This window comes from Metabacillus mangrovi (assembly GCF_009711125.1).
Lineage (GTDB): Bacteria > Bacillota > Bacilli > Bacillales > Bacillaceae > Metabacillus_B > Metabacillus_B mangrovi.
Genome location: NZ_WMIB01000001.1, coordinates 592088 through 611739 on the forward strand (window position 1 = coordinate 592088; position 19652 = coordinate 611739).

The window sequence follows — 19652 nt, forward strand, 5'->3', positions numbered from 1 at the left end:
AGGCATTAAAGGAAGACAGGAACCCTGTCTTCCTTACAGAGCCATTTATTTTTCTTCGTCTTTTCCTTGGAAGGCTTCGAAAGACCAATTTAATTTTAGCTTGTCTCCTTGAAATTGGTTTTGGTCCTCTCCATTATCAATGAATTCAAACTGAACAATCATATCATCCGTTGTTCCAGCCTTAAGACCTTTTCTTTCCATTAAAGGAGTGAAAACATTCTTCCCTAGTACATTTGGATCCATTTCTTTCATCTTGCTCAATGTAGTGCTGTAAACCACATCATTCAATTTATCAGCATTGAAAAGGAAATTAACGCGGATGTATTCACCTAAATCTTCAGTGTTTGCTGCATCTCCCATATTTTCTACTGAATAATCAGAAAGTAACTTGATTTTCTTGATGTTTATTGAGCCTTTATTAACAAGTTTAAAAGCACGATCCATAGTATCTCCAGGTTTGATATTAGGAACGTCAATCACAGTTTCAGGATTAAGCTCCAGATCAAGTGTTCCAGCGGCAAAAGATGATTCAGACACTTCTTTATCACTGAAATATGCATATGTACCCCCGCCGACAAGTGACAGACCCAGTGCTGCTGATGCAAGACCCAAACCAAGTTTCTTTTTAACGCCCATTTTTGTTGCCCCCTATAATAATAGATTTATATTGAACTTTTCTTTAGGCTGCAGCTTGGAAGCTTGTCCAATTCAGCAGCTGTCAAGATAAGAATCAATCCTGCTTGATGATTTCTTTTTTTGAAAATAAGAGCCGGGAAGAAAGATACAAAAGAAAGAGACCGGGAATGAATAGAATAATAGGCCTGATGCTGGATTGGATGGACATAAAGAGATAACCCGCGAATGGGATGGAAAGACCTGAGTACCTCCCGATGATCTGCTCCTTATTGACAGGCTCAGAATCAGCACCGTTATTTGCATCCCCTTTGGTCAGATACGTTTCACGGTCAAGCAGCTTTTCAATGCGGTGAGTGATTAGGATGTTCTCATCCGCCCTGAATGTGATGACATCTCCTGGTTGAAATTTATCTCTCATGGTGGTTCTTTTGATCAAAATCATGGACCCCGCAGAGAATTCCGGTTCCATTGACCCAGATAGAACATTCTTCAGCTGCAAAGGAAGGAATTGGTGAGTGTTGCCGAGAAGAAGTACATAGAACAAAATGGCTGCTCCCCATAATGGCCGAATCAGATATTTTTTCCAGGATCGTTTCATCAGGTACTGCACCACTCGTTCTCAATAAAGGATATCTTACTTGAATTATATATCAGGCAGAATCCATTGAAAAACCTCGAAAAATGCCTATTTTTTCATTTTAAAGAACAGCATCGTTCGTTTTCTCGAATTATCTCCCGTTTCCTAACAATTATGTCATTTTATTAAGAACGTTTTGTTTTATATAATGAACGTAATTCGTTAGCAGCAGACAAAGGAGCCATTCCATGGGAGAAGTCGGGAAAAGAATACGCGAAATAAGAAGGAGCAAGGGATTTTCACTGAGTGAGCTCGCTGAAATGGCGGGTGTTTCTAAATCCTATTTGAGCTACATAGAACGAAACGTTCAGAAAAATCCCAGCTTGCAGTTTTTGACCAAAATATCCGAAACATTGAAGATTGAAGTCAATGAGCTTCTGCAGCCGGAAGAAGCTGTACAGGACCTTGATGAAGAGTGGAAATCACTCATTGAAAAAGCCTTTCAGGACGGTTTGAGCAAAGAAGAATTTGAAACTTTTCAGGATTACATGAAATTTATTAAATGGAAAGAAGCTCAGGAGGGACGGAAAGATGAGTAATCAAAGCAACGGATCGGCAGAAGAATGGATCCATCTATTATTGGAAGCAAAGGCATTAGGCCTCACTCCTGATGAAGTGAGGGAGTTTCTTACTGAAAATAATAGATCGGTTGTTCTCTAAAATCTTATTAATACGATACCGGCCTAAAGTGAAGGAAATGCTAGATATAGTAATTTTACAAATTAAAAAAACCGCAGATTCCTCTGCGGCTCATTTCTTCCTTTTCTTTCTCATCAAAAGCAGCATCGACACAGGCAGCACTCCGAACCAGCGGCTCCAAAACGGAGTCTTGGCGGACTTTTTCAGTTCCTTTTGCTGCTCTCTCTCCTCTTTAGGAGTGTCCATGTATTTTACGACCTGCTGGGTTAAGTATTTTACATAATCATTGGATGACATGTTCGCCCCTCCTGTCCATGCTAACAGTATGGACAGAAATGCTTCAGCCTAGACTGGAGATGATGCAGTCAGCCACTTCTTCAGGCGTTTTGCCGGACGTATCGATTTCGATGGATCCGTCCCGGTAAAAGGGAATTCTGCTTTCGTATAGCTGTCTGATTTCTTCTTTCGTTTTTTCATAAAGAAGCGGCCGGGTGCTGTCCTCTTTCAGCCTTTCGTAAATTTCATCAAAAGGACAGGACAGAAAGAAAACGGTGCCCGCTCTTTTTAAAAGCTCCCGGTTTTCCGCTCTCATCACAATGCCGCCGCCCGTCGTGATGACTGCTGGTTCTGATGGGAGTCTGCCAAGCAGCTGCGTTTCCATTTCTCTGAAGAGCTGCTCTCCATGTGATTGGAAGATTTCCCTGATGGTAAGTCCGTGCTCATTTTCGATCAGATGATCCGTGTCGTATACGGGCAGCTGCAGTTTTCCCCCGAGCGCTGCACCTGCTGTTGTTTTCCCGGCCCCCATAAAGCCTGTAAGAATTATATTCTTCATCGTAATCACTCCGTCTTTATGCTGGTTTCTATCATACTTGAAGGGGCGGCGTGAGTCTACCATTCGTTCCAGTCCGATGCCTGCCGGAGACGCAGATCGTATTCATAGGATGCATGATATATGGTGCCGTTCCCATATGTGAGCTGCAGAGTGACCCGCTTCCTCTCTTCAGTGAGAGGAGCAATCGTCCACGATATGGTACCGAACCGGTCTTTTAGATGGGAGCCTCCATCCGCTCCTGTGCCAGCCATGGCAAGCGAATGCTTTGCCCCCGTATAGAGCAGATGCTGAAGCAGGTAAAAGCGTTTCGTGTCCTCGTAAAACTTTTTTTCAGCCGCAAGCATGTTCGTGAGGTGAATCGATGTCATCAGCAGCAGCAAAATGATCATGACTGTAAAAGGGTAGATAAATCCTTTTTCATTTTTCATAGATCGACCTTACAGTCAGACTGCGTATTTTTCCTGCTTCACTCATAATGTTCATTGCAATCTTTTCCTGATCAACGATGACCTGAAATTGAGCAGTATTTGTAAGGATGATCTCATGCCCTGTCCGGTTCACCTGCCTGCGTACAAGATTCCCGTATTTCTGATAGGTGACTCTTTGTCCTAAGCGGTCTGTGAAGTCCAGCTTGTCCATAGAGACGGATGGGTTTTCCGCAGCCCTTAATTCAATCATCGCCTGCTCGCTGAAAAATTCCCACTCCAGGCTGCTGATATCCCGCGAGCCTTCGACCGATTTAAAAAAGAACAGGAGAAGCGGGAACAGAGAGGAAACGATTAACGTGAAAATTCCGAGAGAAAAAAGCATATTCAAGAAAGAAAAACCCCTGCTATCAGTGAACCTGAAAGCAGAATTCCTTTTCAGCTCCCTGCTTCGTTTCCCAGTGAATGCAAGATTCGCCTGCAAGATGCCGGATTTCATAACGGATCCCCCCTTCCTCTCCTTTTTCCTTTCTATTCAATCCTTCGTCCTGTGTTCTCTCCTGCACCTTTAGCTGAAGCGTTTTAATGAACTGAATCTCCATTCTGGAATTTTCCCTTTCCTGCAGAATGTGTACGATACCGGGCAGCAGCGTTAAAACAGCCATACACCAGATGGAAAAGGCAGCCACTGATTCAAACACAGAAAAGCCTTTACAGTTTTTTAACAACAAACCGCCCCTTCCCCAAATAAAACCGCACAAGGTACGTATCCTGATTGACGGAAACTTTCAATGTCCCGCTTTCTGAAATATTGCCGTTTGCATGAAACGTCGTTCTCATGCTGAGTGTGCCGTGCATAATCTTCATCCCCATGGGAAGCTTGCGATCAAGAAGGGTGCTGTTTTCTAATGAAGAACGGCCGAGCAGGATCTGATAGCCTGTCTGATCTTCATTTAATGATAGGATACAGGGAATCCTTGAAGCGACCGCGTGCTGCTGGGCATACAGCAGATCTTTTTGAAACTGTTCAAAAAACTGTCCGGCAGCCAGTTCGTCCTGAACAGGCCTGAATTGGATCAGGGCTGTAACGGAAAGTACGGTGAAAATACACAGAACAAGGAGAGTCTCGATCAGTGTAAAACCGTGCTCTTTATTCTTAAGAAGAAGGTTCAAACGGCTGCTCAATCAGTATCCAGCGTTACAGCCGTTCCATCCGGACACGTGCTTTTCGTAATATATTTGGCAGATACCAGCTTTTCAATCGTCGGGGCCTCTCCTGTGTTCATCCGGTATGCTTCCGCCTGTGCAGAAATCATATTCTTCAGCCCTTCGCACCCTTTGTCCTGGATGTTTGAGCTGTGAGCTGCGATATTGGGAATGGTAACGAGCAGGAGTATGGTGATGACGAGCAGGACGATGAGCATTTCAATGAGTGTGAATCCTTTTTCATTATTCAACCTGTATTCCTCCTATATTTGATTGATCATCTGATACATCGGGAGAATCATCGAAAGATAAACGAGCAGGACGATGAGTCCGACCGCACTGAATACAGCAGGCTGAAGGACTGCGGCTGCGGCTGACAGCTTCGCTTCCATCCGGGTCAGTGTGAATTGGCTGTAAGTATACAGTTCCCTGTACAGCATGCCGTTTTTTTGCCCGTAAGAGACGATTTCAGAAAGCTGGCCGTCATAATGAGGCTGACGGAAAAGCTGATCAAAGCGTTCCCCGTTTTTCAGCCTGCCGATCATCCTGTCTGCCTCTTCGCTAAAGAACGGGTGCAGGCTTTGTTCTTTAAAAATAAGAAGGGTTTCATAGTAAGAGAGTCCGGCCTTTAAAAGATTGCTCAGCTGAAGGCTGATATAGTAGCTGTTAAAGAGGGTGCATGTTTCTTTTAACAGAGGAATCTTTACCAGAACTGCCATTTGAGTAGAGGGGTTCTTCTTTCTGAAGCGGAAATAATAGTACAGGAAAAGAAGAGCAGCAGCGCACGGGACAGCTGCTGCACAAAAGGACAGAACGCGAAAGCACTGCAGCAGGATTATATTGAATAAAGAGGGCTCCATATTCATGGATTCATAGACGGATAGAAATTGAGGAGCGATCACCACCTGAACGATGTACAGGACTCCGATCATAATGAGGATCAGGATGGCTGGATAACGGAGCATAGAGCTGATCTTCCTGAACTGTTCCTGCTTACGCTGAAGCAGTTCTGAGCTTTCCTTAAGCGAGAAAGCAAGATCGCCATGCCGTTCGGCAAAAAACAAATAGGATACGGCATCCTTATGGAAACCGAGGTGGTGAAGCACTTGAAATAAAGGTTTGCCATTTTTTAGTTCCTCGAGACAAAAGCGGAGGTCATTCTGCCTGGAACGGCTCTCCTGAAAAGAGAGGAAGCGGATCGCCTCATCCAGTGAATAGCCTTTTTCAATCAGTCCGTTCAGCCTTGAGATAAATTGAAATTGCTGCTTGCCCCCCCATTTATTCTTCATTCAGAAATACCCAGCGGTGATAGGCTGACTGCGGGAGGTACCCAAGTGCTATCCCCTTTTTAATGACATCCTTCAAGGCCGGGTACACAACTGCCTCTTCAGCACCCCTCGCCTCTTCAAATGCTCTGGACAGATTTTTCCCATAAAGAAGTTCAAATACGGCCGCTTTTCTCTCTTTTCTTGTTTTTTTACAGTATGGAGAGCATTTTCCTGTACAGAACGGGCATTTTAGTTCGACAAGTCTCTGGGCGGAAACCGCAATCAGCGTCTGCTCCATCTCAGCCTGTGGAACGCCGAATTCGAGCAGTCTGTAAAGGGCTCCCTTTGCGTTTCTCGTGTGCATCGTGCTAAGGACAAGATGGCCGGTCAGTGAAGCCCGTATCGCAATTTTGGCCGTTTCTGCGTCGCGGATTTCCCCGACCATAATAATATCCGGATCATGCCTCAAAATGGCCCGCAGTCCGGCCGCGTAGGTGATTCCTGCCTTTTCATTCACCTGTACCTGCATCATTTCCTGATTCTTCGTTTCCACCGGATCCTCAAGTGTGATAATGCTCCGGTTGAAGTGCTTTTTCGCATAATCGAGCAGCGCGTATAACGTCGTTGTTTTACCCGATCCCGTCGGTCCTGTAAAAATCATAAGGCCGTGTGAGTGATAAAAAAAGGAAAGCAGTTTTTTGGTCGCAGATGGGAATAAGGAGATGCGGGAGGCTTGCGGCAGTTTCTCGAAGGAGAGAATACGGATGACGAGGCTTTCTTCAAAAATGGTTGGCAATGTGGAGAGACGGATTGGGATTTGTTTATCTTCTATTGAAACTGTGACTGCCCCGCTTTGGGGTTTTCTGCGTTCTCCGATGTCCATGGAAGCTTCAAACTTCAAGTACGAGATCAGCCGGTGAGACTCTTCCTTCGTCAGTCTCTGCTGCTGCAGCAGCTCATCATCAATTCTGTACAGCACCTCTGTATGTGCTTCCTTCGGGACAATGTGGACATCGGATGCATGAAGCTCTATTGCCCGGCTGACCAATTCTGTGCAAAGGACAATTATATCGCGCAGGTGTTCCGCCTCCTTTCATGTATCTGAGAAAAGTATAGTCATTTATTTGCGATCCGTCACTTTGTGATACAGCGGTTTTGAAACCGGGAAAATCCTTTTTTAACAGTCTTTTGCATAAAAAAAACCGTTTTCGCTCAGAAACGGTTTAAAATAGACTATTTCATTCTGTAACAAAATAAATATATGTTTTCTTTTTACGTTTTAAAAGGGCCGTTTTTTCATAATAGATCCGGTAGCCTCTGCTCAGCAGATCATATCCTGCATAATGTAATTTGCTTTCTTTTGCAAATGCCTTTGTGGCATCGATAATACTGGAGGTATTTGTAACGTATACAGGTTCTTCATAATTCACTGGAATGGTTCGTGTATTGATTCCTTCCAGAAAAAACTTATACATCGCCATCGAATCTCCCCCTTTAGTTTAATCGCACAGATATTTCTTTATAAAGAACATACCACGCTTTTCTTAAAACTAAACCAAATTTTTCTAAAAAAAGTGATCCATTCCCTTAAATCTTTCGTTTTCCTTTATACAAAAAAATCACCCTGACCGGGTGATCCTTCTTCAAGAGACGGACATATGAAGGTGGTTATTTTTTGCGAGCTTGCTCAGCGCCTGCGGATTGTAGCCGACGACCAGCTTCTTTCCGTCTGTCAGGATCGGCCTGCGGAGCAGCTTCGGTTCATCTGACAGCAGCTTCAGTAGAGAAGACAAGGTCATTTCTTCTACATCTAAATTTAATTCTTTAAAGGTCTGGCTTCTGGTGGCTAAAATTTCGTCAATGCCCTCTGTTGTAAGCTGAAGAATTTTTTTCAATTCTTCTTCATTGGGAGTTTCACGGAATAAGTGCCTTTCTTCGAAGTCAACTTCATTTGCTTTCAGCCAGTGCTTTGTCTTCCTGCAGGATGTACAGCTTGGATAAGTGAAAAAAGTTAGGTCGCTCATTTTACGTTCCTCCTCAAGTGTTTTCAAAGGCCTATATATAAACTTACCGGGGCTTTTATATCTGTATTTGTATTGTACATTACTTGTACAGGATTTGTACACTAATATGCATCAGGAATTTTCAGTGTAAAAAAAGCCGCAGCAGCTAAAAATCCTGCACAAAATGTAAACGCTTATTTACATAGAAAGGAAACGTCCTTTATAATAAAAGTGGATGGACCAGAGGGGTAAGGGAGGAATCGCATATGGACCGGATGTTTCGTGTGCTCGGCTTTTGGACAGGAATTTTTGCTGTCATGTTTTACTTGGGGGATATGAAGGAAATGTCACTGCTGTTTTTTGCCCAGACGGTATTTTTTGTCTTTTTGTCTTATCTTAAATTATCTGAACGGATGTATATTTATATTTTCGGAGCTTATTTAACCGTCTTTTTCGTCGGATTTACGTATTGGACGACATTTATGATGGTTCCGGGCCAGGGCGGCCACTAACGCTTTCCATACAAAAAAGAGGCTGAACTTCAGCCTCTTTTTTTATGGATCAAAAAATGGAATGAACTGCTGATCCCATCATGTACAAGAAGGGAGCGGACCGCCCGGTTCCTCCGGGCAGCCTTTGAGAATGGATCAGGGCTGGAGTCATCCTGCAGGAGAGTGGGCAACCCATTTTCCCAGAAAAACGGTGTCTGCTTCCCTATAAATCGTTCCACCCATCCGTATTCAGCCGCTGCCTTCCGATACGCCTCGAGCGGAATATCGTACGTGAGGTCCATTTCAAACGGATATGCGAGCGGATCGGCTATGAGCTGATGCTGTCTGAAGCCCCTGATCGTCCCGCTTCTCCGTTCCTGAAGCTGTTCCGGAAACAGCCCGTAATCGGCCGTAACAACGGTTGCTTCCCCGAGCTTATCGTTCAGCTCACTAAGCGTTTGCAGCATCCCGTCCGGTATTTCAGCAGTGCAGCCTTCCTGTACAGCATTTCCTGCCCATGTATAATACTTCTCTGCTTCCCCGCATTTTTTATAAATAAATTCAAGACTGCCATCCTTCTCTCCAACCCAAGCCTCATACAGACTGCCGTCTACTCTTTTTATGAGCCGGACCGGCATGGCATCAAACCACTCATTCGAGAAAAACACTCCCGGGAAACCGTCTGGAAGCTCAGATAGATCTGACAGGAGGGTAACCCCCAAAGGCCGCAGCTTTTCTTGGTGAAAGGGGCTTTTTTCGATGCAATAGACTTTTCCAGAATGGAAAGTTTGCGGCGAACGAGCTTCCCACTCCTTTAAAAAGGCAGCGAGGAAGGCACCTGTCCCGCCGCCGGCTTCGCAGAATAGAGGCTCGGTCTGACGCGATTCGCAAAGGTCAGCAAACCACCTGCCCATGAGAGTCCCGTATACATCAGAGATGGAACTGGCTGTATAAAAATCTCCGTTCCTCCCGATTTTCGGCTTATCCGACATGTAATAGCCGTGCTCCGGATGGTACAGGCTAAGCTCCATATACGCTGAAAACGGTATGCTTCCTCCGTTTCTTCTCAATTCCTGCACAATGAAGTGCTTCATCCTTTAAAAACCGTTCAGGAACGGATTATGGTCCATTTCGTCCTGAATGGTTGTTTCCGGGCCATGACCGGATAGTACCAGCGTGTCCTCAGGAAGTTCCAGCAGATGATCATGGATGCTTTTCAGCAGCAGCTGATGATCTCCGCCCGGGAGATCGGTCCGTCCAATTCCTTCCTTAAACAGGACATCCCCGCTGAATACCGCTCTCGTCTCCTCATGATAAAAGGAGACGCTTCCGGGAGAATGCCCCGGAGTATGGGATACGCGAAGCGTGAACGGTCCGATTGTCAGCGGCTTGCCGGTCTCGATGTATTCATCAGCCGGCCCCGCATGGATCGGTCCGGCCTGGAAGTAGTGAGAGCCGTTCAGTTCAGGGGAAGCCAGCCAGTCTTTTTCTTTTTTATGTACATATACAGGGATGTTCCATCGTTCCCTTACTTCATCAACCGCCCCGATATGGTCAAAATGAGCATGTGTAAGCAGGACTGCAAGCGGCTTTAGTCCCCGTGATTGGATCAGCGCGTTCAGCTTTGCCCCTTCACTGCCCGGATCAAATACAATACATTCCTTCTCTTTGCTGCTCAATACATAGCAATTTGTCTGCAGCGGTCCCAGTGGAATTCTCTCCCATTTCATCGTAACACCTCTTTAGAATAAATACTGTTTTCCTTATTATTAAGCAAAATGGCGGAAGTTTCAATCAGCATGGCTCAATCACAGAATTTTCACTCGACATCGCTTTTGAAAACGTTTAAAATTATGGAGAGATCTTGTTTCATTTTTTTCCAGGAGAGATGGCAAGGGGGATGAACGATGGGATTAGTCATTATTTTTTCTTTGATTTCGATTTTAGCCGTGTATGGCTTACTGCGTGCATTTAAAGAAAAGAGCCTGCTTGGAATCGCTTTTTGTGTGGCAACGATTGGTGTATTTGGATGGTTTACCGTTATGACAATCTGGCATCATGGCTATCCGACGCACCACGTATAAAACAGCTGGCCCATAGAGGCCAGCTGCTTTTTTTATGTATCCAAATGTCTTCTGACACTTTCCAGTTTGCCTTGAAGAGTGGTTTTTTTATCACGGCGGTCATCAATCCTGATATTTGTCGCTACTCTGGATATTCCCTCTTGAAACGGAGCTTCGTGTATCGCCTGAATGACTTCAAACAAATCTTGAAGCTCTCCTTCGATCAGTGTGTTCATCGGTGTCAGCTGATACTCGATTTTCCCTCCGGATCTGTATTCCTCCAGTATCCTTTGAATTCCCGCCACATGGGCACTGACGCTTGGACTTGATGTGCCGATTGGTATAATGGTTACATCCGCTATCGCCATGGTGATCTTCCCTTCTTTTTCTCCCAGTATATCATATCAGAAGACGATCAGGCTTTTGAGACTGCCGGATTGAAGATCGATGATGGTTTCCTGCTGATATCCATATAACACCAGGGAGCCGTCCGGCGAAAACTGAAGAGGGGCATTCTGCACGTCTTCCAATACAGTTCTTTTCTGCCCATCAGTTAACGAATACGAAACGAGATTGCGTGTATCCCTGTATTCGTAGGTCAAGAACGTCTGTCCTGCAGCCTCGGCATAAGGGATTTCAGGGACCCCTTCTTGGTCAGCCAGAGCTGCAGGATAAACAGATTCTTTGCCGTTCAGGGATGCTGAATAGTAATCGCTGCCGTCTTTGGACTTAAGTGTAACAAGGGCGCTCTCTCCAGGAAAGAGCGCGATAACCTGTTCATCTGCAAGCTTTGTTTTTTTAGTACGGATATCATATTCGTAAAGAAGGCTTCCGTCAGGCTGTTGAACCTCTGCGGTATAAAGAAGAGTGTGCTCTCCATTCCATTCTGCAAACGGTGAATCGATCGGTCCGGTCATTTCCCCTCCGCTGAGCGGATAGAACACGGAAGGATGAAATGACCAGTCCTCTTTAAAAGCTGTAACAAATAAACGGTCCGGGTTTTGCCGGTTCCAGGCGAAGGAAAGATCATGTGAGGTGAATTCGTGCTCAAACCTCACTTCACCGCTCACTTCCATCATTAACAGGTCAATGTGGCGGGAAGAAGTACTGCCCTGTAATAGCAGGTATTTCCCGTCAGCTGATGTTTCAAAATGGGTGACAGCCATGTTTACCTTTGCAAGCTCCTTTTTCTCCCCTGTGTAAATGCCGTAGGAGCTGATAACCGTATCTCCGCCGCTGTATTCGGCTAATGCCACTGTATCACCGCTCAGCCACCCTCCTGTCATCTGAAAGGTGGTTTCATCAGCCTTATACGGGATGATCCGTCGCTCCTCAGATTTGGTCTCCTTATCTTTTTCGCCGGCTGGTGCGCTCCCGTCTAAAGGTTTTGGTCCGGAAGGAGAGATACAGCCTGCAGCTGTAGAAATCAGCAGCATGAACAGTGCTGCTGCCAGTAAACGTTTGCTGCCCATTATACCCTTCACCCTTCTTCATTTTTTTCTTTCCACTCACATATAAAGGGCGGCCTGGAAAATTCCTTCTCCTTTTTTCCTGATGCTTTCATATTGATCGAGCGGAAGCGGGTTTTCTCCTATTCCGAGTTCAATTGTAAACCCGGCTTTTTTTTGTGTGTACATGAACCAGTCCCGGTAGCCGGCGTGACTGTCTATGTTGCGAAATTCGGCATAGCCGCTCAGAATGCAGAATTCTTTCACGATCAGTCCGGACTCTTCCGGTTCATTGTTTAAATACCCCCAATAGATTTCTTCTCCCTGGGTATGAAAACATAGGAGACGGTCAAATTGTTTCCGTTCTGCCAGGTCAGCCATTGCAATGGATTCAGGCTCAGATAGCGGGTAGTCACCTGGATAGTCCCTTGGCGCCGGGCATTTCGGAATCTTTCTTTCCTTTTCAATTTCCCAAAGAGCGGGAAACTGATTGTTTAGATCTACACCCAGCAGATTCGCTTTCCATTGAGTAAAATTTAAGGAATCGTGATTGATTTGGAGAATTTTGCTGTGATAGCTGCTGTCATCCGGAAGTCCGTTCAATACGAGGTCTACCCCATCCGGATTGACCATAGGGACGATCGAAAGGGAATTTTCCGTAAAAAGCTTTAGGGGAGAGTGGCCGAAGCGTTCGTTTCCGTGTATGAGATCTGCTGCAAATTGTTCAAGCCAATCCATCAGAAGAGCAGAAGTAATCCACTCATTAGCGTGGAAACTGGCATTCATATGAACTTTTCTTTTTCCGATTCCTGTTGTCAGTTCTATTATAGGCTGATCCATGACGGTTTTTCCAATTATATGCGCATGAATAAATGGGTACTTTTGAATGATTTTTTCTACATCGCGGTAAAATGCCTGTGAGTGATACCGGATTTGACGGGAGTCAATTGTTTCATTTACTTTGCACGCCTCATACTTGGCCCCTTTCCCTTCAATCGTCGGCATGCAAGGGGACTCCGCTGAAGATGCCCCCTCCCTCCACTCATAACCAGGTATTTGGACTTCGGTTCCTTTTTGGTATGGTGCACACAAAGCTGGATTGGACTGCTCAACCAATGCCGCTGGTATGCTGAAATGAGACCCGAGCTCTATTGCCGTCATGGTTTTTGTTAGCATAACTTTCATGTTTCTCCTCCTCTCTGACCACTATTTTATGAATGGTACCCAGATGAAAGAAGGTTTTTCTTCTCTGCAGAAAAAAAGCTCCGGCATGCTGGCCGGAGCTTACTAAGGAATTATTTATTTTCCTGTTTCTCATTCTGATCTTCTTTGTTGTAGAACCTCAGTAAGTCACTGTAAATGATTTTATCTGAGTAATCGAGCTCTTTTTTCGCTTTCGCTATATACGGCTCGCACGCTGTTTTATCTTCGATAGGCTGGCCGGTGCTCTTATCGTAACAAACGTTGCCGGTGTACACATACTTGTCAGTGACAAAGCTTCCATCACGCATAACGGTGAATGGCAGACGGTCTTTAGAGAACAAGTCGTTTCCGAATTCAACCTTGTCTTTTGAGTCTACACCGAGCAGGTTCATAACAGTCGGGCGAATATCGATCTGTCCGCCGACCGTATCGATCTCTTTCGGATTCTTGTCGGTCACACCCGGAATATGAACGATAAACGGTACGCGCTGGAGCTGCTGTGATTCAAATGGCGTCACTTCTTTACCAAGATATTTGGCCATTGCTTCATTATGGTTTTCAGAGATTCCGTAGTGGTCGCCATAGAAGACGATGATGGAATTCTCATACAGTCCTTCTTTTTTCAGGCTTTCAATAAATTGCTTAACTGCGTCATCCTGATACTTTACGGTCGTAAAGTAATTGTTGAGCGTTTTGCTGTTGGAATCAAACTTATCTATCGTCTGGTCGTCTTCACTCAGCTCAAACGGGAAATGATTAGTGAGTGTAATGGATTTGGAATAGAAGGGCTGTGGCAGCTCTTTCATCAGACTTGCCGTCTGTTCAAAGAATTCCTTGTCCTTCAATCCCCATCCAACTGAAGTCTCAGGTGTTACTTTATAGCTGTCTACATCATAGAAATGGTCATAGCCGAATGCATTGTAAACGAGATCACGGTTCCAGAATGATTTATTGTTCGCGTGGAAGACCGCTGATGTATAGCCTTTTTCCTTCAGGATTTCAGGTGTTGCATTAAACTTGTTGTCAGGATTCGTAAAGAATACGGCTCCGCGTCCGAGAGGATACAGGGAATTGTCTGTTAAGAACTCGGCATCGGATGTCTTTCCTTGTCCTGTCTGGTGGTATACATTGGTGAAGTTGTAGCTTTTATCAGCCAAATCATTCAGATAAGGAGAGATTTCCTGGCCGTTCAGCTCTGCCCCGTTCAGGACAAAATTCTGGGTCGACTCCAGAGAAACCATGATGACATTTCTGCCTTCAGCTATTCCCTTCATCTCCTGGTTCGGTTCTTTCTTATTGGCTTTTACGTAATTTTCGATTTCTGTAAGGTTTGTACTGTCCGCCATCGCACGCTGTGCAGATGTTTTGGACTGAATGACTCCATCATAGACATGGAAGTTGTACACACTGATGTTTTTGACGAGCATTTCCCGGTCAAAAGAACGAGTCAAAAGCTGCGGACGTTCTGTTTCAGCGAGCCCAAGGTTAAAGAAGAAAACAGCTGCGACTAACAGATAGTAAGCTGAGCGTTCTTTCCTTGTAGCACGGATGTCCGTGCGGAATGCCGGCTTGCGGAGAAGCCAGAACAGGATGACCAGATCCACGAACAGCAGCACGTCAACCGGCTGAAACAGGGACGAGACACTGCTCCCCAGGTCCCCCATGTTGCTTGACTGGAATAAAACCGGTATCGTCAGGAAATCGTTAAAGAAACGGTAAAATACCATGTTGGCAAGAAGGACTCCTGTCAGCACGATACTTGTAATGAAAACAAACCGGTTCCGGTTTTTCTCTTTCATAAACAATCCGATTCCATAAATAAAGAGCAGGAAGCTTAGCGGATTAATGAACAGGATAAACTCCTGTTTCCAGTTTTCAATTTTAATGTCAAAGCTAGTTTTATAGACAATGTACGTTTTGAGCCACATCAGCAATGTAGCTATGAGTAAAAAAGAAATTTTTGATATTGAGTTTTTACGCATTCCTTTACCTCCTCGTTCGGCAGAACAGCGCATTACTATATGTTTTTCCCATTTTGTGTAAGCAATTTTATTGTAAGCTAAATCATATCTTAATACTTCGTTTACAAAAAATCAATCCTTTTAATACTTGCATTACATTACAATGATAGAATTATATTTTGACTGTAATCCTTACCCCTTATGCCGCAAGGACAAACCAGAGGATTATTACAGGCTGTTAAAAATTTTTTTATTCCATTACAGAATGTGCCGCTGTCTGCCTGTGGATGAAGCGGAACTTTTGTAAACGCTTTATCCATTTTGAGGTGCCACTGGCTCCTATATCCTCTCCTGAACAGCAAAAAAGGAGCCTTGTTTAAGGCTCCTTTTAAGTATGCACAGGTAAACTCGCTCTCATTAATAATCCGTAAGCAGCGTTTTTGCTAACCATGCTCCGCCAATAACTCCGGCGTCGTTCCCCAAAGTGGCGATTTCGATACCTGCAGCTTCGGCTACTCTCGGGAAAGCATACTTTCTGAAATATTTCTCCACATTGACACGCAAGTATTCTCCTGCTTTTGAAACACCGCCGCCAATGACGATTTTTTCCGGATTTAAGCCGTTTGCAACACTGGAAAGAGCAAGACCAAGATGCATGGTCACGAACTCCACCACTTCCTGGGAGATGGCATCGCCTTTTGATGCGGATTCGAATACGTCTTTTGAAGTGATGAAGCCGGAATCAGCCAATATATTCCGAAGGATGCTTTCATCCTTTGAAGCATTCAATTTTTCCATTGCGATGCGCACGATGCCCGTAGCTGACGCAATCGTCTCAATACAGCCCCTTTTGCCGCAGTTGCATGGTGCTCCGCCTTCCGGGATCGAGGTGATATGGCCAATCTCCCCTCCGGCACCGTTAACGCCGTGGATCACTTCACCGTTGGAGATCAGGCCGCCGCCTACTCCGGTTCCGAGTGTGACCAGGATGACATCCTTCGCTCCGTCTCCGGCGCCTTTCCACATTTCTCCGATCGCAGCGATATTGGCATCATTATCAATGACCGCCGGAAGTCCGGTTTCCACTTCAAGATGATCTTTAAGCGGATAGTTTACCCAGCCAAGATTAACCGTTTGGTAAACGAGACCGGAAGCAAGATCAACCGGTCCTGGCGCCCCCATCCCGATTCCTGCAAGCTTAGGCTTAGTTTCCCCGAGCTCTGCAAGCTTCGCATCGATTGCTTTTGCAATGTCGAGGGTGATATTTTTCCCCGTTTTATCTGTTGGTATTTCCCAATTGGCAATGATTTCTCCATAAAGGGAGACGAACGCCATTTTAATTGTTGTACCGCCTAGATCTACGCCAACCAGCCATTTTTCACTCATCTGATTCAGTCCTTTATTCTATGTAGTAGATAAGGAAACCGCTTGCACTTTCCCTTACAGTGTTATCCCTTTTCCTTCTCCAGCTGCATCTCCTGTCTCAAGATCAGGATGGCGAGCTGAAATTCCCTCGCTTCGATCAGCTTCATCTCATATAGCTGACGGACCTCTTCTTCCATGAGTTCCAGATCTGACACCCGGTCTCCTATATATATAATTGTCCCGTACTTCTTTAAAAGCTGACGGACTTCGTAAACCGTTTTCAAACCTTCACCTCATTAATCATGAAACTGCATTCATATATAAGGTATCTGAGAATGTTGCCCCAGTCAAGAAAAAAACAGCCGCTCCTATCAGCAGCTGTTTCCCCTTACTGCCACCTTGTGAAGCCGATTGCTGCCAGCAGAACAGCAAGTCCGATTCCTCCGGCGGCAGCGGCAGCCTGCCACCCTGATTTTGGCCGGGATGGCAGCTGGACGGCAAATGCGGCGGCGGCCCCGCCGATCAGCCCTCCAATATGACCTGCATTATCGATATTCGGAATGGCAAAACCAAGAGCGAGATTGATTCCTATAACGACCAGAATGTTCGGGCCGATCGTTCTGAGGAACAGTTCACGCTGAACAGCCCCAAGGTAGAGAAGAGCGCCGAAACAGCCAAATATGGCTCCAGAAGCGCCTGCAGAAATGGCCGGGCTGAAGGCGAAGCTTGCGAGCGTCCCCATGGCGCCTGCGAAAAAGTAAATCAGGAGAAAGCGGAAAGAGCCGAACATCTTCTCGACTGCTTCTCCGATGAAGTACAGTGCAACAGAATTCATCGCCAGGTGGAGAAATCCGATATGAAGGAACATCGGGGTGATCAGCCTCCACCATTCCCCTTCGATAATAGAGGGATTGTATTTTGCCCCGAAATTAAGAAGGGTCACATTGTTCTGGCTCCCGCCCGCAAGCTCCATCATCAAAAAGACAACAATTTGAACAGTCAGGAAAATTTTAGTTAATTTTGGTTTTCCGTACTCAAATAGTTTCTTTTCCTCGTTCATTTTTGTTTTTTCTTTCTCCATGATTTCTGCCTGATAAGCCTGGAGTTCGTGATAATCCCTGATGGGAGGTGCAGCGCGGTCTAGCCGGACAGACAGCATGTCCTCAGCTGCCTGAAGCTTTTCGGACCGGTTGCCGCCGTGTATCAGTTCATTTTTCAGTACCGTTTTCCCGAATGAATAAGGTTCGGAAAAGATATGCTCCCATTCATCCACCGGCGCTTCTGTACTAAAGTACAGATTCAGTACGCTAAGTGATTTTCTTTCATTATTCCGCCTGATTTCTTCAAAAACAGCGGCTGTCCGTTCAATATCCTGGCCCAGCCTGTTTCCCCAGTCAGCATCCGTTCTGACAAGGCGCACAAGCGGGAAGCTTGCTCTTCCTGCACTCTCAAGCCAAATTTCCTGCTGATCATCTGACATGGTAATCACGCGAAACTTCTGATCAATCAGCTGACCGACTGTATTCCAGAAAAACAGATCCTGTTCTAAACCCATAGCAACCTCTCCAGCCTCTATTCGATATGGCTATTATAGCAAGACCGGAAGGCAAAGAAAAAGCAATGATGCTTGATTTCCCGGAATCCTGACTGGAGCATGGAATGCAGAAGCTCATTCTCTCTGAAACCCTCACCCCTGATCCGGCCTGACCAGCTTCGCCAAACGAAAAAAAGATCCCGGCTGCAGGACCGCGGATCTCTTTTGAATGCCTGTACACTATTCCCTTGATCTGCTTTTTTTCAGAAAAAAGCCTTATGAAGAAATTTGTTCCTGATGAAAGGAACTTTTAATGAGAGCCGGATAAAATAAGATCGAATGGCAGGGCTCCCCAGAATCAGATTCAGCAAACGGTATCTAAATTGATAGAGCAGATACCCGACAAACAGCGCAAGCAGGTAACCGATCAGACGGTTCATTTTCATCCCTCCTGCTCATACTGTTTGCCATTGCCGGGATTTCTATGCCTTGCAGGAAAAATAAGTGCTCTTAAAATAAAATAAACAAGGCAGCTGACAGAGCAGCGGCGATTCCGATTGAAAGGGCATTGACCAGGTCATTATTAAAAAACGAATAACCTTGGACGACGCTTCCTTTCACACCGCAATGGGTTTTCTTCTCGGTTATGCTGCCGCAGACCGGACATTTGTATTTCACCTGCAGAGAGCCTCCGAGAATGGTATCTGCGAGATTTCCCCCAAAGCCGATCAGGCCGATGAGAATTCCCCACAACGGGTCGAGACGGAAAAGCGGGACGGATAAACAGGCGATAAACGCCGCTCCGGCAGCTGCTGCCGCCGTCCCTTGCAGAGATACAGCCCCGGAAGTGCCTCTTGCCGCTTTTTTCATGGTCAAAAGCATCCGTGGAGAACGCTTGCTGAGGGTCCCGATTTCAGACGCCCAGGTGTCTGAATTGGCCGCAGCAATCGATGTGCAAAAAACAGCGGTCCATATATCAGAGCCGGTCAGCCAGAAAAGCAAGCCGGCAACAGAAGAGATTCCCCCGTTCGCCAGCACTTGCACGGAGTCCCTGCGGTCTCCTTTTTCAAGCATTTCATCCAGCACTTTTTTACGGTTCCGTTTGTATTTGCTGAGTAGACTCGAGCTTGCAAAAAAAGCACCAAGCAAAAACAAACCTTTAAAGCCATACCCCATATAGATTAGAATTCCAGTGAAACAGGCTGCTGCTGCACCGCTTAACGTCAGCGATTTAATTCTCCAGCCTGCAATGGCAACCAGGCCGATCAGCAGAAGTCCCAAAAGATGAATCGGATTACTCACGGCACTGAAGCACCTCATTTTCCGTTATAATTCGCCGGACAGGGACATCATATCGTTCAGCCGGGATCAGCGGAAGGATCTGAAAGGAAAATGCCAGCGAGACGGTTTCTCCTTTAAAATCAGATAAATAGCGATCGTAATAGCCTCCGCCATAGCCGATCCGGTATCCTCGCGGATCAAAGCAGATGCCCGGTACGGCCATTACATCGATTGATGATTTCCCTGCCGGCAGTGTCTCACTGATGACCGGTTCTTTCAGACCGCTGTAGACGGTCTCAAGCTGTCCATAGGATGTCAGAAGGCGGAATTCCATGCTCCGGTCTGCCGGATAACATTTCGGAACCGCAACGCCTTTTCCCTGCCTCCACGCTTCTTCAATCAGTCTCTTCGTATCTGCTTCCCTATTTTGCGAGATGGTCAAACCAATCGTACGTGAATTTTTCCAACTATCCGACTGCAAAAACAACTCCTGTATTTCAGCTGTTTCCTTACGAAACTCTGCTTCACTCATTTGCTGAAGCCTGATTTTCATCCTCGCGCGCAATGCTGCTTTATTCATTCTCTTCACCGCTTTTACTTGTACTGCTTCTATTATATATGTAATGTTTACAGTATTCACAGCTAAAAAACATGAAA

At 45.6% G+C, this 19652-nt stretch carries 29 protein-coding genes; 4 read left to right on the forward strand and 25 right to left on the reverse strand.

The features are described 5' to 3' along the window. Positions 1–45 precede the first annotated feature (45 nt). The gene (locus tag GKZ89_RS03160; protein WP_155110894.1) at positions 46–636 is read right to left on the reverse strand and encodes a TasA family protein; all 591 of its coding nucleotides are present in this window, start codon (positions 634–636) and stop codon (positions 46–48) included. 94 nt (positions 637–730) lie between these two features. Continuing rightward, positions 731–1234, reverse strand: coding sequence for a signal peptidase I (locus tag GKZ89_RS03165; RefSeq protein WP_155110895.1), 504 nt, complete (start codon positions 1232–1234; stop codon positions 731–733). A gap of 227 nt (positions 1235–1461) precedes the next feature. On the opposite strand from GKZ89_RS03165, the gene GKZ89_RS03170 reads away from it, so the two are divergent. Continuing rightward, positions 1462–1812 carry a helix-turn-helix domain-containing protein gene (locus GKZ89_RS03170; RefSeq protein ID WP_155110896.1) on the forward strand — a complete coding sequence of 117 codons (351 nt, stop codon included), beginning with the start codon at positions 1462–1464 and terminating at the stop codon, positions 1810–1812. After that, a complete protein-coding gene (locus tag GKZ89_RS03175; RefSeq protein ID WP_155110897.1) occupies positions 1805–1933 on the forward strand; it encodes an anti-repressor SinI family protein in 129 nt (42 codons plus the stop codon). The genes GKZ89_RS03170 and GKZ89_RS03175 overlap by 8 nt, the downstream gene beginning before the upstream one ends. Positions 1934–2023: 90 nt before the next feature. On the opposite strand, the gene GKZ89_RS03180 is transcribed toward GKZ89_RS03175, so the two are convergent. The 11 genes from GKZ89_RS03180 to GKZ89_RS03225 form a co-directional block, all read right to left on the reverse strand. Continuing rightward, the gene (locus GKZ89_RS03180) at positions 2024–2209 is read right to left on the reverse strand and encodes a YqzE family protein (RefSeq protein ID WP_155110898.1); all 186 of its coding nucleotides are present in this window, start codon (positions 2207–2209) and stop codon (positions 2024–2026) included. A 43-nt stretch (positions 2210–2252) separates the two neighbouring features. After that, a complete protein-coding gene (locus GKZ89_RS03185; RefSeq protein WP_155110899.1) occupies positions 2253–2747 on the reverse strand; it encodes a shikimate kinase in 495 nt (164 codons plus the stop codon). Positions 2748–2803: 56 nt separating this feature from the next. Next, on the reverse strand, positions 2804–3175 hold the full coding sequence (comGG, locus tag GKZ89_RS03190; protein WP_155110900.1) for a competence type IV pilus minor pilin ComGG: 372 nt from the start codon (positions 3173–3175) through the stop codon (positions 2804–2806). Next, positions 3165–3671 (reverse strand): competence type IV pilus minor pilin ComGF, encoded by a 507-nt coding sequence (gene comGF, locus GKZ89_RS03195; protein ID WP_155110901.1) that lies wholly within the window; start codon positions 3669–3671, stop codon positions 3165–3167. Before comGF ends, comGG begins: the two co-directional genes overlap by 11 nt. Continuing rightward, positions 3583–3900, reverse strand: coding sequence for a competence type IV pilus minor pilin ComGE (comGE, locus tag GKZ89_RS20875; protein ID WP_162356406.1), 318 nt, complete (start codon positions 3898–3900; stop codon positions 3583–3585). The genes comGF and comGE overlap by 89 nt, the downstream gene beginning before the upstream one ends. Then, positions 3884–4357 (reverse strand): competence type IV pilus minor pilin ComGD, encoded by a 474-nt coding sequence (comGD, locus tag GKZ89_RS03200; RefSeq protein WP_155110902.1) that lies wholly within the window; start codon positions 4355–4357, stop codon positions 3884–3886. The genes comGE and comGD overlap by 17 nt, the downstream gene beginning before the upstream one ends. After that, the gene (comGC, locus tag GKZ89_RS03205; protein WP_155110903.1) at positions 4354–4629 is read right to left on the reverse strand and encodes a competence type IV pilus major pilin ComGC; all 276 of its coding nucleotides are present in this window, start codon (positions 4627–4629) and stop codon (positions 4354–4356) included. Before comGC ends, comGD begins: the two co-directional genes overlap by 4 nt. A 12-nt stretch (positions 4630–4641) precedes the next feature. Then, the gene (gene comGB, locus GKZ89_RS03210; RefSeq protein WP_155110904.1) at positions 4642–5667 is read right to left on the reverse strand and encodes a competence type IV pilus assembly protein ComGB; all 1026 of its coding nucleotides are present in this window, start codon (positions 5665–5667) and stop codon (positions 4642–4644) included. Next, a complete protein-coding gene (comGA, locus tag GKZ89_RS03215; RefSeq protein WP_155110905.1) occupies positions 5657–6724 on the reverse strand; it encodes a competence type IV pilus ATPase ComGA in 1068 nt (355 codons plus the stop codon). The genes comGB and comGA overlap by 11 nt, the downstream gene beginning before the upstream one ends. Before the next feature lie 160 nt (positions 6725–6884). Beyond that, positions 6885–7127, reverse strand: a complete 243-nt coding sequence (locus GKZ89_RS03220; RefSeq protein ID WP_155110906.1) for a hypothetical protein — start codon at positions 7125–7127, stop codon at positions 6885–6887. Between the two features lie 162 nt (positions 7128–7289). Next, entirely contained in the window at positions 7290–7670 is a 381-nt protein-coding gene (locus GKZ89_RS03225; protein WP_155110907.1) for a Spx/MgsR family RNA polymerase-binding regulatory protein, read from the reverse strand. A gap of 245 nt (positions 7671–7915) precedes the next feature. Between GKZ89_RS03225 and GKZ89_RS03230 the strand changes: the two genes are divergently transcribed. Continuing rightward, positions 7916–8161 (forward strand): DUF2626 domain-containing protein, encoded by a 246-nt coding sequence (locus tag GKZ89_RS03230; RefSeq protein WP_155110908.1) that lies wholly within the window; start codon positions 7916–7918, stop codon positions 8159–8161. A 29-nt stretch (positions 8162–8190) separates the two neighbouring features. Here GKZ89_RS03230 and GKZ89_RS03235 read toward each other — a convergent pair whose 3' ends face one another. After that, complete coding sequence (locus GKZ89_RS03235; protein WP_155110909.1) at positions 8191–9234, reverse strand: SAM-dependent methyltransferase; 1044 nt, start codon at positions 9232–9234, stop codon at positions 8191–8193. Positions 9235–9237: 3 nt separating this feature from the next. Beyond that, positions 9238–9870 (reverse strand): MBL fold metallo-hydrolase, encoded by a 633-nt coding sequence (locus GKZ89_RS03240; RefSeq protein WP_155110910.1) that lies wholly within the window; start codon positions 9868–9870, stop codon positions 9238–9240. Positions 9871–10047: 177 nt separating this feature from the next. Here GKZ89_RS03240 and GKZ89_RS03245 point away from each other — a divergent pair, with 177 nt between their 5' ends. After that, complete coding sequence (locus GKZ89_RS03245) at positions 10048–10224, forward strand: DUF2759 domain-containing protein (protein WP_155110911.1); 177 nt, start codon at positions 10048–10050, stop codon at positions 10222–10224. 32 nt (positions 10225–10256) lie between these two features. On the opposite strand, the gene GKZ89_RS03250 is transcribed toward GKZ89_RS03245, so the two are convergent. The 10 genes from GKZ89_RS03250 to GKZ89_RS03290 form a co-directional block, all read right to left on the reverse strand. Beyond that, the gene (locus tag GKZ89_RS03250) at positions 10257–10571 is read right to left on the reverse strand and encodes an MTH1187 family thiamine-binding protein (RefSeq protein WP_155110912.1); all 315 of its coding nucleotides are present in this window, start codon (positions 10569–10571) and stop codon (positions 10257–10259) included. Between the two features lie 36 nt (positions 10572–10607). Then, entirely contained in the window at positions 10608–11675 is a 1068-nt protein-coding gene (locus GKZ89_RS03255; RefSeq protein WP_155110913.1) for a YqgU-like beta propeller domain-containing protein, read from the reverse strand. Between the two features lie 36 nt (positions 11676–11711). Beyond that, the gene (locus tag GKZ89_RS03260) at positions 11712–12836 is read right to left on the reverse strand and encodes a M14 family metallopeptidase (RefSeq protein ID WP_155110914.1); all 1125 of its coding nucleotides are present in this window, start codon (positions 12834–12836) and stop codon (positions 11712–11714) included. 110 nt (positions 12837–12946) lie between these two features. Continuing rightward, positions 12947–14836 carry an LTA synthase family protein gene (locus GKZ89_RS03265; RefSeq protein ID WP_155110915.1) on the reverse strand — a complete coding sequence of 630 codons (1890 nt, stop codon included), beginning with the start codon at positions 14834–14836 and terminating at the stop codon, positions 12947–12949. Between the two features lie 396 nt (positions 14837–15232). Continuing rightward, positions 15233–16201: an ROK family glucokinase gene (locus tag GKZ89_RS03270; protein WP_155110916.1), complete on the reverse strand. Its 969-nt coding sequence runs from the start codon at positions 16199–16201 to the stop codon at positions 15233–15235. 62 nt (positions 16202–16263) lie between these two features. Next, the gene (locus GKZ89_RS03275) at positions 16264–16464 is read right to left on the reverse strand and encodes a YqgQ family protein (RefSeq protein WP_155110917.1); all 201 of its coding nucleotides are present in this window, start codon (positions 16462–16464) and stop codon (positions 16264–16266) included. A gap of 104 nt (positions 16465–16568) precedes the next feature. Further along, positions 16569–17735, reverse strand: coding sequence for a rhomboid family intramembrane serine protease (locus GKZ89_RS03280; protein ID WP_155110918.1), 1167 nt, complete (start codon positions 17733–17735; stop codon positions 16569–16571). A 242-nt stretch (positions 17736–17977) separates the two neighbouring features. Further along, the gene (locus GKZ89_RS20965) at positions 17978–18154 is read right to left on the reverse strand and encodes a hypothetical protein (RefSeq protein ID WP_164502874.1); all 177 of its coding nucleotides are present in this window, start codon (positions 18152–18154) and stop codon (positions 17978–17980) included. Between the two features lie 70 nt (positions 18155–18224). Beyond that, the gene (locus GKZ89_RS03285; protein ID WP_162356409.1) at positions 18225–19016 is read right to left on the reverse strand and encodes a DUF92 domain-containing protein; all 792 of its coding nucleotides are present in this window, start codon (positions 19014–19016) and stop codon (positions 18225–18227) included. Continuing rightward, positions 19009–19575, reverse strand: a complete 567-nt coding sequence (locus GKZ89_RS03290) for a 5-formyltetrahydrofolate cyclo-ligase (RefSeq protein ID WP_155110920.1) — start codon at positions 19573–19575, stop codon at positions 19009–19011. Before GKZ89_RS03290 ends, GKZ89_RS03285 begins: the two co-directional genes overlap by 8 nt. Between the last annotated feature and the right edge of the window lie 77 nt (positions 19576–19652).